The organism is Achromobacter aegrifaciens (genome assembly GCF_902859735.1).
GTDB classification, from domain to species: Bacteria; Pseudomonadota; Gammaproteobacteria; order Burkholderiales; family Burkholderiaceae_B; genus Achromobacter; species Achromobacter aegrifaciens.
In genome coordinates this window covers 638,480-651,411 of the sequence record NZ_CADIJY010000003.1, presented here as the reverse complement: position 1 = coordinate 651,411, position 12,932 = coordinate 638,480, and the positions used below count along the sequence as shown (strand labels likewise).

Below are 12,932 nucleotides of genomic sequence, written 5' to 3'. Positions count from 1 at the left end.
GGCGCCTCGGACCGGGCGGCATCGGGGCGACCTGCTACGGACCGCAAGCGGGCCGACAGCCCGCGCCGCGAAACTGAATCCGGCGGCCGCTCCGGCCGCGCCCCGCAGCGCGCGCCGCGCCTGCGCGACGACCAGTACATCGCGCCCGCGACGCCGGCGGGACGCTTCTACGACCCGTTCGAGGACGACGGCCCCGCGCCTGAGTACCTGCCCGAACCCGACCACGCACAGGAAGCAGATTTCGCCGAAACCCGCGACCATGGACATGACCGCGACGAAGGCCGTGGCAGGCGCGAGCCCGCCGTGGAGACCCGCAGCCGCCGTCCGCGCGAAACCCGCCAGGCGGAAACATTTCCCATCTTCGCCCCCTGCCCCCAAGGACTGGAAGAGGCGCTGACTGCCGAAATGCAGGCGCTGGGCTTCGAGGACGCCCAGGCCGGCCGCGCTGGCTGCTCGTTCACGGCCGATTGGGCCGGCGTGCAGCGCGCCAACCTGTATTCGCGCCTGGCGACCCGTATCCTGGTGCAGGTCGCCCATGCCGAGATTTCGCACGAAGACGACATCCTGGACCTGGCCCGCGACACTCCCTGGGAGCGCTGGTTCGGCGCGGAGCAGACCCTGCGCGTGGATACCTCGGCCATCAAGAGCCCGGTGCAAAGCCTGCAGTACTGCAATTTGCGCGCCAAGGACGGTATCTGCGACCGCCTGCGCGAACTGGAAGGCGAACGCCCCAGCATCGACACCGTGCGTCCGGACGCCCGCGTGCACCTGTTCCTGACCGGGCATACCGCGACGCTTTACCTGGACACCTCGGGCGAGTCGCTGTTCAAGCGCGGCTGGCGCCTGGACAAGGGCGAGGCGCCGCTGCGCGAGAACCTGGCCGCAGGCATGCTGGCGCTGGCAGGCTGGGATCCGGCCGCCCCGCTGCTGGATCCGTTCTGCGGATCGGGCACCATCCTGATCGAGGCTGCCTGGATCGCCCTCGGCGTGCCCCCGGGCATCTCGCGCCCGTTCGGCTTCGAACGCCTGCGCGGACATGACGCCTACCGCTGGCGCGACCTGAAGGACGATGCCCGCGCGCGCATCCTGCCGCAACTGGACGCGCCGCTGGTCGGCTACGACCTGGACCCGCGCGCGATCGAATTCGCCCGCAACAACGCCGAACGCGCCTGGCTGACCGAAGACTCGATCCGCTTCGAGGTCGGCGATGCCCGCCACGTCACGGCGCCCGCCGACCACGGCTGGATCGTCACCAACCCGCCCTATGGCGAGCGCATGGGGACGGAACAGGACGCGGATCTGTGGCGCGACTGGGCCACCTGCCTGAAGCGCAATTTCGCGGGCTGGCAACTGCACGTCATCACCAGCGACCTCACCTTGCCCAACCAGATGCGCTTGAAGCCCAAGCGCCGCGTGCCGCTGCACAACGGTTCGCTGGACTGCCGCCTGTTCGGTTTCGAGCTGGTCGCGGCCGGTTACCGCGACGCCTGAGCGCCCCTGCGCCCCGGGAGGTTTCGGCCCCCGGGCGCCCCCCTTCCCCTTGAACAGCGCGTTGTAAAGGCGCCGCAACATGGCGCGCTTATCTTTGCTTATGGTTTTCCCCAGCACCGTTTGAGCGCATCATCGCACCAAGGTGTTGCCAATATGCACCAGGCACTTGCACAAGTTCAGGGTTAACCCCTATAATTCGGGTTATCCCTAGTAGCTAAACAAACAGTGCAAGCCCGTGGAGGCTATTGTGATCAACCCGAACAACACCATCCGCCTGACCGACGAACTCGAGCGCCAACTGATGCTCCAGGCTATCGAAGAACAATTCCGTCCGCACCCGATGCGGGCGTTGGCCGCCGGCCTGCGTAAGCTGGCCCACGGCATCCGTGCCCTGGCTGGCAAGACGAGCGCCAAGAACGCGCACTCCGCCGCCTGAGCAAGGCCCAGGCTTACGGCCTGAACAGTTTTCCCCTTGGGGGCTGCATAGCCCCTTTTAAGACCCGCCCTTACCGGTGGGTTTTTTTTTGCCTTGGAAGGCCTGGGCTTTGTCGGATAATAGCGACCCATGACGACCGACGCCCTCCTCGACCAGACCCCCAACCGGCTGCGCCGGTTCGCCTGCATGATGTACGAAGCCGTGCTGCTGTTTGGCGTGGTGTTCCTGGCGGGCTACTTGCTGGATACCCTGACCCAGAGCAAGAACGCGCTGGAATTGCGCGGCGCCCGGCAGGCCTGGCTGTTCGTCGCCATCGGAGCGTATTTCGTGCTGTGCTGGCGCCGCCGCGGCCAGACCCTGCCCATGAAAACCTGGAACATCCGCCTGGTCGACCGCGACGGCAACACCCCGTCCACGACCCGCCTGATGTTGCGCTACGTCCTGGTCTGGCCTCTGGTGCTGGCCGGCGCGGCGGTCGTGTGGGCTGCCGCCAGCGCCACCGGCTGGCCTTCGATGGACATGTTCATCGTCGCCGCGCCCTTCACCATCTTCGTCTGGTCCTGGTTCGATCCCGACGGCCAGTTCCTGCACGATCGCATCCTGGGCACGCGGCTGCGCAACGCGCCGCGCCACAAGAAGGCCCGCTAGCCTGCGCCGGCAGCGTCAGCCGACCCGCCGCATACATTCTGCGACAAACGGCAACATCGTGCGCCGAATTAGCCGTTTGCTTTCAGAAAGTTGAAAGTCGACCGCAAAGACAATGGGGCCCCTTTTTTCAGACGCCCTAGAACCATCATGCGCGCTTTCCTTTCCCGTGTTGCGCTGGCCGCCGCCAGCGCCCTGTTCCTGCTCCCCGCCGGCGCCCTGGCGCAGAACGCCGCCGCCCAACAGGAAATCGAAGCGGCCACCAAGGCCGCCTTCGCCGCTGCCCAGGAAGGGCCCGCCGACGTCAAGCTGGGCGAGCAGGCGGTCGTGCATCTGCCCGAATCCATGTTCTTCGTGCCGCGCCTGCAGGCGGACCGGCTGATGGCGGCCTACGGCAACGGCAAGGATCCTTCCCTGCTGGGCGTGGTGATGCCCAAGAGCGACGATGACGATTGGGTCATCACCGTCAATTTCGACAAGGCCGGCTACATCAAGGACGACGACGCCAAGAACTGGAACGTCAACGAATTGCTGGACAGCCTGCGCGAAGGCACCGAGCAATCCAACGAAGAGCGCAAGAAGCGCGGCTTCCCCGAACTGATCATGGACGGCTGGGTCGAGGCGCCGAAGTACGACAGCAACTCGCAGCGCCTGGTCTGGTCGGTCGCGGTCAAGCACAAGGGCGAAAGCGCCACCGAGAACCCCACCGTCAACTACAACACCTACGCGCTGGGCCGCGACGGCTACATCACGCTGGACCTGATCACGCAGAAGAGCATGGTGCCCAAGGACAAGACGGCCGTGCTGACCCTGCTGGACAACCTGAACTACGTCGAAGGCAAGCGCTACGCCGACTTCAACTCCTCGACCGACAAGGTGGCCGAGTACGGCCTGGCCGCCCTGGTGGCTGGCGTAGCGGCCAAGAAACTGGGCCTGTTCGCCGTGATCGCCGCCTTCCTGGCCAAGTTCGCCAAGGTCGGCCTGCTGGCCGCGGCCGCGCTGGGCGGCGGCATCTGGAAGCGCCTGCGGGCCAAGAAGGCCAACCCGCAGCAGCCCTGACCGCCGACTCCGGTCGCGGCCCCCCGAACCCATGAACCCGATGCACGGCGGTCCGCCGTGCATCGCAGAACCTCGCCCGCCGTCACAACAGCGTCACGCAGCGTTCACGTTCCGGTCATCGCCGGATGGTTTCATTCCCAGGCATGAGCACAGCCCCTGGGAAAGCGACCGTGAACGAAATCCGCCCCGCGCACTGGCGCGCCCTCTGGATTTCCGATATTCACCTGGGCACCGCCGGGTGCAAGGCGGAATTCCTCCTCGACTTCCTGGACCACAACGATTCCGACACGCTCTACCTGGTGGGGGACATCGTCGACGGCTGGCAGCTGCGCAAGCACTGGCACTGGCCCCGGGCGCACAACGACGTCATCCAGCGCATCCTGCGCAAGGCGCGCAACGGCACCCGGGTCGTATTCATCCCGGGCAACCATGACGAATTCGCGCGCGAGTTCGCTGGCTATGCCTTCGGCGACATCGAGATCCTGGACGAGGACGTGCACACCACCGCCAAGGGGCAGCGCCTGCTGGTGCTGCATGGCGACCAGTTCGACGGCGTGATCCAGCACAGCCGCTGGCTGGCCCACCTGGGCGACGGGCTCTACCAACTGGCGCTGTGGATCAACCATCATTTCAACCGGCTGCGCCACCGCCTGGGACTGCATTACTGGTCCCTGTCGCAATACCTGAAGCACAAGGTCAAGAACGCCGTGTCCTTCATCACGGACTTCGAAGAGGCGCTGGCGGGCGAAGCCCGGCGACGGGGCCTGGACGGCGTGGTCTGCGGCCATATCCACAAGGCCGAACTGCGCTACGTGGGCGAGATCCTCTACTGCAACGACGGCGACTGGGTGGAGAGCCTGTCCGCCCTGGCGGAGACGCACGACGGCCAGCTCCAGTTGCTGGACTGGGCCACTGTCATGGCGGATCGCGAAGCCGATCCCGCCGCCCGGCCGCCCCGCTCGCTGACGCTGCCGGCCCTGCCCTCCGCACTGCGCCGCCAAGGCAAACACCCGTGATAACCCGTATGCGTCCCCGTTACGCAACGGGGATGTTGCAGTTCACGGCCCTCTAGGTCATGCTTGCATCTGGGGCAACGGGCCAACTTGACCCGTTCACGCTGCAACATGCTCACAACATAGGGCCATGAACGACCAATATCAGGCGCTCTACCAAACATTCCGCTGGCTGGTACCCACCCAGTTCAACATCGCGGAAGCGTGCTGCCACCGCTGGGCATCCAGCAGTCCGGATGCGCGGCGCATTGCCATCTACTACGAAGATGAATCTGGCAACCGCGAGGTCTGGACCTATGCTCGCCTGGCGGAAGCGGCCAATCAGCTGGCCAACGGCCTGGTGAAAATGGGCGTTGGGCGCGGCGACCGCGTGGGTGTGGTGCTGGGGCAACGGCCCGAGACTGTGGTGGCCCATATGGCCATCTACAGCGTCGGCGCGGTAGTGCTGCCGCTGTCCGCCCTGTTCGGCCCCGAGGCCCTGGAAAGCCGCCTGCGCGACTCCGAAACCCGGGTCGCGATCGTGGATTACGCCTCCAGCGCCAACCTGCTGGCCGTAAGCGACAACTGTCCCAACCTGCAGCAGATCATTGGCATCGGCTTCGCCGACGAACGCGTATTGCCCTGGCGCAGCCTGCTGGCGCGCCAACCCAGCGAATTCAAGATGGTCCAGACCCGTTCCTCGGACCCGGCCATCCTGCTCTATACCTCCGGCACCACCGGCGCCCCCAAGGGCGCGCTGCTGCCGCACAGCGTGCTGATCGGCAACCTGCCGGGCTTCGTGGCCTCGCAGGACTGGTTCCCCAAGCCCGCCGACGTGTTCTGGTCGCCGGCCGACTGGGCCTGGACCGGCGGCATGATGGACGCCCTTCTGCCCACCCTGTACTTCGGCCACCCCATCGTCGGCACGCGCGGCCGCTTCTCGGTCGAGCGCGCATTCGAGCTCCTGGAACGCTACCAGGTCACCAACACCTTCCTCTTCCCCACCGCGCTCAAGATGATGATGAAAGCGGTGCCGGAGCCGCGCGGCCGCTACCAGCTGGCCCTGCGTTCCATCATGAGCGCCGGCGAAAGCGTGGGCGAGACCGTCTTCGAATGGTGCCAATCGGCGCTGGGCGTAACGCCCAACGAAATGTTCGGCCAGACGGAAATGAACTACGTGGTGGGCAACAGCCAGAAGCGCTGGCCCGCCAAACCAGGCAGCATGGGCCGCCCCTACCCGGGCCATAACGTCGCGGTGCTGGACGAGGACGGCAAGCCGGTCGCGCCCGGCGCCACCGGCGAGATCGCCGTCAACCGGCTCGACATCCATGGCTACCCGGATCCCGTGATGTTCCTGGGCTACTGGCGCAATGAAACCGCCACCCAGGCCAAGTTCAAGGGCGACTGGTGCCTGACTGGCGACCTGGCCAAGATCGACGCCGACGGCTACCTCTGGTACGCAGGCCGCGCCGACGACGTATTCAAGTCCGCCGGCTACCGCATCGGGCCGGGCGAAATCGAAAGCTGCCTGATCGGGCATCCGGCCGTGGCCAACGCCGCCGTCGTGCCCAAGCCGGACGCCGAGCGCGGCGCCCTGGTCAAGGCCTACGTGGTGCTGACGCCGGAGTTCGCGCAGCGCGACCGCAACGACATCATCGAGAACCTGCAGGAACATGTGCGCGAGCGCCTGGCCCCGTATGAGTACCCAAAGGAGATCGAATTCGTCGACGAGCTGCCCATGACCACCACCGGTAAAATCCAGCGCCGCATCCTGCGCCTGCGCGAAGAAGAGCGCTCGCGGATGACCGCAGCCATTACAGACGCGCCGCACGCCCCCAAGGCGTGACGCCGCAACCGGAGACCTAGGCATGCCCATTTACCAGCTCGACGACCTGATTCCCCGCATCGACCCGGCGGCCTATGTGGCCGACAGCGCCGACATCATCGGCAACGTAACGCTGGAGGCAGGCGTCAGCATCTGGTCCAACGTGTCGATCCGCGGCGACAACGACGCCATCCTGATCAAGAGCGGCACCAATATCCAGGAAGGCAGCGTGCTGCACGTGGACGACGGCTGTCCCATGACCATCGGCCCCAACGTCACGGTAGGCCATCAGGCCATGCTGCACGGCTGTAGCATCCATGAAGGCGCCCTCGTGGGCATGCAGGCCATCGTGCTGAACAATGCCGTCATCGGCCGCAACTGCCTGATCGGCGCCGGCGCCATCATTCCGGAAGACCGCATCATTCCCGACAACTCCCTGGTCATCGGCATCGGCAAGATCGTCCGCGAGCTCTCGGACGAGGAAATCGCCAATCTGCACAAGAACACCGCCCATTACGTGGCGCGCGGCCAACACTACAAGACCGCGCTGAAACGGATCGGCTGAGCGCCCCGGGGCGGCGCTTCGACCCTGCTGGCGGCAGGGGGAATAGACGGGCCTGATCGGCTAACATTCCTCCATGACCGATCAGCTCAAGAAATACCTTACCGAAGACCGCAGCGTCCGCATCCAGGCCGTGCGCCTGGACGCGACCTGGAAGGCCGTGCAGGCCAATCACGACTACCCTCCCGCCATCACCCACCTGCTGGGCGAACTGGTGGCGGCGTCCACGCTGCTGGCCGCCAACATCAAGTTCGACGGCTCGCTGGTGCTGCAGATCCAGGGCGACGGCCCCATTGCGCTGCTGGTGGTGGAATGCCGCAACGACCTGAGCCTGCGCGCCACCGTCAAGATGCGCGAAGGCCACGACGTGCCCAGCGACGGCAACATGCAAAGCCTGCTGAACCCGGGCGGCAACGGCCGTTTCATCGTGGTGCTGGATCCGCAGCGCAAGCTGCCGGGCCAGCAGGCCTATCAGGGCATCGTGCCCCTGCAGGGCGACACCGTGGCCGAAGCCCTGCAGCACTACATGAAAGCCTCCGAACAGCTGGATACCCGGCTGTGGCTGGCGGCCGACGCCGACCATGCCACGGGCATGCTGATCCAGCGCCTGCCCTACCACGGCGGCTCGGACGCGCCCGCTCTTACCGAGCAGAACGCCGCCGAAACCTGGGACCGCGCCTGCGCCCTGGCCGGCACCATCAAGCGCGATGAACTGCTGGCCACCGACATCGACACGCTGATCCATCGCCTGTTCTGGGAAGAAACCCTGGTGGCGTTCGATCCGCTGGCGGTGCGCTGGCACTGCCCCTGCACCCGCGAACGCGTGGCCAGCATGCTGCGCACGCTGGGCCAGGAAGAGATCAACAGCATCCTGGCCGAACGCGGCCAGGTCGACGTGGCCTGCGACTTCTGCGGCAAACCGTATAAGTTCGACTCCGTCGACTGCGCCACCTTGTTCTCGTCCGGCGCAGCTCCGGCCGCGGACGAACCTCCCACGGTGCACTGATCCACACCGGCGGCCTGGCCGCCGGGACGTTTCGATCACGCCGGCTTATCCTCATCGACAGGCGGCCATGCCTGCGCCAGACTGCGCAGCCATGACCGCCTTTTTTCATGCTCCCTCCTGCCGGCAACGCGGCGCCGCCGCCATCGAATTCGCGGTGGCGGGCGCCGTGGTGCTGCTGCTGGGCCTGCTGGCGATCGAAACGGCCCGCTGGCAGGGCGTGCGCCAGATGGCCTATCTGGCGCTGATGGAGGCGGGACGCGCCGGCGCCACCGGGCACGGCGATCCAGCGCGCATGCGCATGGCCTTTCTGCAGGCCCTGCTGCCGCGGTACGCCGATGCGCAGGGCCAGGCCGGCGCACGCCGCCGCCAGGAAGACGAGCAAGCCGAGCTGGCCGCCATTTCGGGTACCCACCCCTGGCGCATCGAAGTCCTGCTGCCCGACGAGCAATCGTTCCGCGAACACGCCCGCCCGGATCTCAAGGTGCCCGCCGCGTCAGGCCTGCGCGCCATCGACAACGGCTACCAGGACCTGCAGCATGCGCGCCGGCCGCCGCAGCCGGGCGGCCAGACCATATTTCAGGCCAACACCTTGAAGCTGCGGCTGACCTATCTGCACAAGCCGTTGCTGCCGCCCTTGCGGGCGCTGCTGGCCGCGCTGGGCTCCGATCGCGGCAGCTTTGCCGGAAACGCGCAGACCCGGGGCCTGTTGCCCCTGCGCATGGAACTGGAAACGGAGATGCATTCGCACCCGGTGGATTGGGCGCGCAGGACGCCGCAACCCGCCGGCATCGTGTACGGAGAGTGCCGCAGCGTGCGCTGCGGTTGAACGGAACGGGGAATGAACAGGAACGGCAGCCGGCGCTCAGTGCCGGGCGTTGGCCTGATTGGCGGGCTTGGGAGGCGTAGCCGCAGGGCGGGCCGCCGGCGCGCTGGCGCGCGCGGGGGTGGCCGGCTTGGCCGCGGCGTCGGCAGCCAAAGAGGCGCCGCCAGCCGGGGCCGGGGTGTTCTGCGGCAGGATGTGCACGAACACCTCGCCGTCGCGCATCATGCCCAGTTCGCCGCGGGCGCGTTCCTCGATGGCGCCGGAGCCGCCTTCGAGGTCGCGCACTTCCGCTTCCAATGCGGCATTGCGCGCGCGCAGGCCTTCGTTGGTCTCGCGTTGCTCCGCCACCTGGCGTTGCAGATCCCAGACCTTGAACCACCCGCCCTTACCCAGCCACAGCGGGTATTGGATCAGGCCTAGCAGCACGAACAGCACCAGGAACAACAGGCGCATACGCGGGAACCCTCAGCAGTCGTGGCGTGGATGCGGCCCCGGGATTGCGCCTGGGGCCGCGCTTCTCATCAACGCAGGTTGTAAAAAGCTTCCAAGCCGGGATACGACGCGACTTCAGCCAGCTCTTCCTCGATGCGCAGGAGCTGGTTGTACTTGGCCATGCGGTCCGAACGCGACAGCGAACCCGTCTTGATCTGCATGGCGTTAGTCGCCACGGCGATATCGGCGATGGTGGAGTCTTCGGTTTCGCCCGAACGGTGCGACACGACGGCGGTGTAGCCGGCTCGCTTGGCCATTTCGATGGCGGCGAAGGTCTCGGTCAGGGTGCCGATCTGGTTGATCTTGATGAGGATCGAGTTGGCGACGCCCTTCTGGATGCCTTCGCGCAGGATCTTGGTGTTGGTAACGAACAGGTCGTCGCCCACCAGCTGCACCTTCTTGCCCAACTGGTCGGTCAGGAGCTTCCAGCCTTCCCAGTCGTTTTCGGCCATGCCATCTTCGATCGAGATGATCGGGTACTTGTCGCACCAGGTGGCCAGCAGATTGGTGAACTCCTGCGAGGACAGCGAGATGCCGCCTTCGCCGGCCAGCGTGTACTTGCCGTCGCGGTAGAACTCGGAGCTGGCGCAATCCAGGCCCAGGGCGATCTGCGTGCCCGGCTCGTAGCCGGCTTCGGTGATGGCCTTCAGGATCAGCTGGATGGCGGCTTCATGGCTGGCCACGTTGGGCGCGAAACCGCCCTCGTCGCCCACTGCCGTGGACATGCCTTGGCCGTGGATCAGCTTCTTGAGCATGTGGAAGACTTCGGCGCCCCAGCGCAGGGCTTCGCGGAAGCTGCCTGCGCCCACCGGCAGAATCATCAGTTCCTGCAGGTCCAGCGTGTTGTTGGCGTGCGCGCCGCCGTTGATGACGTTCATCATCGGCACGGGCATGCTCATGGGGCCGCTGCCGCCGAAATAGCGGTACAGGGAAAGGCCCGATTCGTCGGCGGCGGCGCGGGCCACGGCCATGGAGGCGGCCAGGATCGCGTTGGCGCCCAGGCGTTCCTTGGATTCGGTGCCGTCCAGCTCGATCAGGGTGCGATCGACGAAGGTCTGTTCCTGGGCGTCCAGGCCCATCAGGGCTTCCGAGATTTCCGTATTCAGGTTCTCGACGGCGCGCAGCACGCCCTTGCCCAGATAACGGCTCTTGTCGCCGTCGCGCAGCTCGATGGCTTCGCGCGCGCCGGTGGACGCGCCCGACGGCACGGCCGCGCGGCCCATGGCGCCGGACTCCAGCAGCACATCGCATTCGACGGTGGGGTTGCCGCGCGAATCCAGAATCTCGCGGCCGATGATATCGACGATAGCACTCATGACTTTACATTCCCTGAACGATAAACATATTCATGACAGCCGCGCCTTCGCGGGCATTGCGGGCGCGGCGGTACTGCCAGGAGTCGTAGAAAGCCTGGGCCGCGGTCATGGAGGGGAATTCCATGACGACGGTACGGCCAGGCTCACGGCCCTCGAGGTGCCTGGAATCGCCGCCGCGCACCAGGATCTTCGCATCGTACGCGCGCATTGCGAGCGTGGACAGACGCTTGTAGTCCTCGTACTGCGCGGGCTTGGTCACTGAGACGTCGGCGATGAGGTAGGCACTCATGGGATTCCTTCAGAGCAGTTGCGTTGGTTTCGGTCTGACGCCGGATACGGCGACGCCGCCAGTGTCGCGCAAGGCGGCCGGGCGACGCATATCCGATGCTAATTGGTTGTATCCGAAAGAAGCGCCGCCGTATAGGGCGGCGCTGAGGCGGCGGCCCGCGGTCCCGAAGATCCGCTTACGGAACTCCAGACCGCAGACGCGCATTACGCCTCCTGACCGCGGCGAGCCTTCTGCTCGATGGCGGCGCGGATATAGCTGGCGAACAACGGGTGGCCGTCACGCGGGGTCGACGTGAACTCCGGGTGGAACTGCACGCCCACGAACCACGGGTGGTCGGGCAATTCCATCATTTCCGGCAGGTTCTCGGTCGGCGTGCGGGCGCTGATCACCATGCCGGCTTCTTCCAGGCGCGGCACGTAGACGTTGTTGACCTCGTAGCGATGGCGGTGACGCTCGTTCACTTCGTCGCCGTAGATCGACTGCGCGCGGGTGCCCGGCTTGATCGGCACGCGCTGCGCGCCCTTGCGCATGGTGCCGCCCAGGTCGGACGACTGGTTGCGCTTTTCGACCTTGCCTTCGCGGTCCATCCATTCGGTGATCAGGGCCACCACGGGGTGCGGCGCCGAGGGATCGAATTCCGTGCTGTTGGCGCCGCCCAGGCCGGCGACGTGGCGCGCGAACTCGATCACGGCCAGCTGCATGCCCAGGCAGATGCCCAGGTACGGCACGCCGTTTTCACGGGCGTAGCGGATCGCGGCAATCTTGCCTTCGGTGCCGCGCTTGCCGAAGCCGCCCGGAACCAGGATGGCGTCCAGGTGCTTGAGCTGGTCGGTGCCGCGGGTTTCGATGTCTTCGGAGTCGATGTACTCGATGTTGATCTTCGAGCGCGTGTGGATGCCGGCGTGGACCAGGGCTTCCGTCAGCGACTTGTACGACTCGGTCAGGTCGACGTACTTGCCGACCATGCCGATGGTGAGCTGGTGCTGCGGGTGCTCCAGCGCCTCGACCAGGTTGTCCCACATGGACAGGTCGGCCGGCGGCGGGGTCAGGCCCAGCGCTTCGCAGACGATGTTGTCCACGCCCTGCGCATGCAGCATCGCCGGGATCTTGTAGATCGAATCGGCGTCCCAGACGGAGATGACCGCGTCCAGGGGCACGTTGGAGAACATCGAGATCTTGGCGCGCTCGTCGTCCGGGATGCGGCGGTCGGCGCGGCACAGCAGCGCGTTCGGGTAGATGCCGATTTCGCGCAGCTTCTGCACCGAGTGCTGGGTCGGCTTGGTCTTGAGTTCGCCGGCCGACGCGATGAAGGGCACCAGCGTCAGGTGCACGAAGGCGGCGTTGTTGCGGCCCATGCGCAGGCTCATCTGGCGGGCGGCTTCCAGGAACGGCAGGGACTCGATGTCACCCACGGTGCCGCCGATCTCGACGATCGCGACGTCCGTGTTGCCGTTCCAGGCGGCTTCGGCGCCGCGGGCGATGAAGTCCTGAATTTCGTTGGTGATGTGCGGAATGACCTGGACGGTCTTGCCCAGGTAGTCGCCGCGGCGCTCCTTGCGGAGCACGGATTCGTAGATCTGGCCGGTGGTGAAGTTGTTCACCTTGTGCATGCGAGCCGAAATGAAACGCTCGTAGTGGCCAAGGTCCAGGTCGGTTTCGGCGCCGTCTTCCGTGACGAACACCTCGCCATGCTGGAACGGGCTCATGGTGCCCGGATCGACGTTGATGTACGGGTCGAGCTTCAGCATGGTGACTTGCAGGCCACGCGACTCGAGGATGGCGGCGAGCGACGCAGCGGCGATGCCTTTGCCCAGGGAAGACACCACACCGCCGGTGACAAATACGTATTTGGTCATCGTAATGAGCACCCGGGACGAGCGGGCGCGTGCGGGAAATTTGGATTATAGCCGGGAGGCGGAGCTTATTTGGGTTTTCCCCTAGCTCCGGGGCGTAACATTTGGCAGCACTCGAATCGCCGAAAGGGGAATCGCCTTGT

13 protein-coding genes are annotated in these 12,932 nt (G+C 66.1%); 9 read left to right on the top strand and 4 right to left on the bottom strand.

Annotated features, from left to right (window positions below):
- The first annotated feature begins 120 nt into the window (after positions 1-120).
- The 9 genes from HV766_RS13010 (at position 121) to HV766_RS12970 (ending at position 8,842) form a co-directional block, all read left to right on the top strand.
- A complete protein-coding gene (locus HV766_RS13010) occupies positions 121-1,491 on the top strand; it encodes a THUMP domain-containing class I SAM-dependent RNA methyltransferase (protein ID WP_175181255.1) in 1,371 nt (456 codons plus the stop codon).
- 247 nt (positions 1,492-1,738) lie between these two features.
- On the top strand, positions 1,739-1,927 hold the full coding sequence (locus tag HV766_RS13005; RefSeq protein ID WP_006389355.1) for a hypothetical protein: 189 nt from the start codon (positions 1,739-1,741) through the stop codon (positions 1,925-1,927).
- Between the two features lie 129 nt (positions 1,928-2,056).
- The gene (locus HV766_RS13000; RefSeq protein ID WP_054450734.1) at positions 2,057-2,575 is read left to right on the top strand and encodes an RDD family protein; all 519 of its coding nucleotides are present in this window, start codon (positions 2,057-2,059) and stop codon (positions 2,573-2,575) included.
- A gap of 147 nt (positions 2,576-2,722) precedes the next feature.
- A complete protein-coding gene (locus HV766_RS12995; RefSeq protein WP_054450732.1) occupies positions 2,723-3,631 on the top strand; it encodes a DUF2167 domain-containing protein in 909 nt (302 codons plus the stop codon).
- A 143-nt stretch (positions 3,632-3,774) separates the two neighbouring features.
- Entirely contained in the window at positions 3,775-4,647 is an 873-nt protein-coding gene (locus HV766_RS12990) for a UDP-2,3-diacylglucosamine diphosphatase (RefSeq protein WP_119450948.1), read from the top strand.
- 127 nt (positions 4,648-4,774) lie between these two features.
- A complete protein-coding gene (locus HV766_RS12985; RefSeq protein ID WP_119450949.1) occupies positions 4,775-6,469 on the top strand; it encodes an acetate--CoA ligase in 1,695 nt (564 codons plus the stop codon).
- A 22-nt stretch (positions 6,470-6,491) separates the two neighbouring features.
- Positions 6,492-7,013: a gamma carbonic anhydrase family protein gene (locus HV766_RS12980; protein ID WP_175181249.1), complete on the top strand. Its 522-nt coding sequence runs from the start codon at positions 6,492-6,494 to the stop codon at positions 7,011-7,013.
- A gap of 73 nt (positions 7,014-7,086) precedes the next feature.
- A complete protein-coding gene (gene hslO / locus HV766_RS12975) occupies positions 7,087-8,016 on the top strand; it encodes an Hsp33 family molecular chaperone HslO (RefSeq protein ID WP_054450725.1) in 930 nt (309 codons plus the stop codon).
- A 91-nt stretch (positions 8,017-8,107) separates the two neighbouring features.
- Positions 8,108-8,842 carry a pilus assembly protein gene (locus HV766_RS12970; protein ID WP_254593311.1) on the top strand — a complete coding sequence of 245 codons (735 nt, stop codon included), beginning with the start codon at positions 8,108-8,110 and terminating at the stop codon, positions 8,840-8,842.
- A 36-nt stretch (positions 8,843-8,878) separates the two neighbouring features.
- On the opposite strand, the gene ftsB is transcribed toward HV766_RS12970, so the two are convergent.
- The 4 genes from ftsB to pyrG all read right to left on the bottom strand — a co-directional run bounded on the left by ftsB (position 8,879) and on the right by pyrG (position 12,792).
- Complete coding sequence (ftsB, locus tag HV766_RS12965) at positions 8,879-9,292, bottom strand: cell division protein FtsB (protein WP_054450721.1); 414 nt, start codon at positions 9,290-9,292, stop codon at positions 8,879-8,881.
- Between the two features lie 68 nt (positions 9,293-9,360).
- Positions 9,361-10,647, bottom strand: coding sequence for a phosphopyruvate hydratase (gene eno, locus HV766_RS12960; RefSeq protein WP_054450719.1), 1,287 nt, complete (start codon positions 10,645-10,647; stop codon positions 9,361-9,363).
- 4 nt (positions 10,648-10,651) lie between these two features.
- Positions 10,652-10,936 (bottom strand): DUF1330 domain-containing protein, encoded by a 285-nt coding sequence (locus HV766_RS12955; protein ID WP_013392289.1) that lies wholly within the window; start codon positions 10,934-10,936, stop codon positions 10,652-10,654.
- A gap of 203 nt (positions 10,937-11,139) precedes the next feature.
- A complete protein-coding gene (gene pyrG / locus HV766_RS12950) occupies positions 11,140-12,792 on the bottom strand; it encodes a CTP synthase (protein WP_054450715.1) in 1,653 nt (550 codons plus the stop codon).
- Positions 12,793-12,932 lie beyond the last annotated feature (140 nt).

Coding starts and splice junctions, on each gene's coding strand:
- ftsB (WP_054450721.1), bottom strand. CDS start 9,292: ATGCGCCTGTTGTTCCTGGTGCTGTTCGTGCTGCTAGGCCTGATCCAA.
- HV766_RS12985 (WP_119450949.1), top strand. CDS start 4,775: ATGAACGACCAATATCAGGCGCTCTACCAAACATTCCGCTGGCTGGTA.
- HV766_RS12955 (WP_013392289.1), bottom strand. CDS start 10,936: ATGAGTGCCTACCTCATCGCCGACGTCTCAGTGACCAAGCCCGCGCAG.
- pyrG (WP_054450715.1), bottom strand. CDS start 12,792: ATGACCAAATACGTATTTGTCACCGGCGGTGTGGTGTCTTCCCTGGGC.
- HV766_RS12970 (WP_254593311.1), top strand. CDS start 8,108: ATGACCGCCTTTTTTCATGCTCCCTCCTGCCGGCAACGCGGCGCCGCC.
- HV766_RS12995 (WP_054450732.1), top strand. CDS start 2,723: ATGCGCGCTTTCCTTTCCCGTGTTGCGCTGGCCGCCGCCAGCGCCCTG.
- HV766_RS13000 (WP_054450734.1), top strand. CDS start 2,057: ATGACGACCGACGCCCTCCTCGACCAGACCCCCAACCGGCTGCGCCGG.
- hslO (WP_054450725.1), top strand. CDS start 7,087: ATGACCGATCAGCTCAAGAAATACCTTACCGAAGACCGCAGCGTCCGC.
- HV766_RS12980 (WP_175181249.1), top strand. CDS start 6,492: ATGCCCATTTACCAGCTCGACGACCTGATTCCCCGCATCGACCCGGCG.
- eno (WP_054450719.1), bottom strand. CDS start 10,647: ATGAGTGCTATCGTCGATATCATCGGCCGCGAGATTCTGGATTCGCGC.
- HV766_RS12990 (WP_119450948.1), top strand. CDS start 3,775: ATGAGCACAGCCCCTGGGAAAGCGACCGTGAACGAAATCCGCCCCGCG.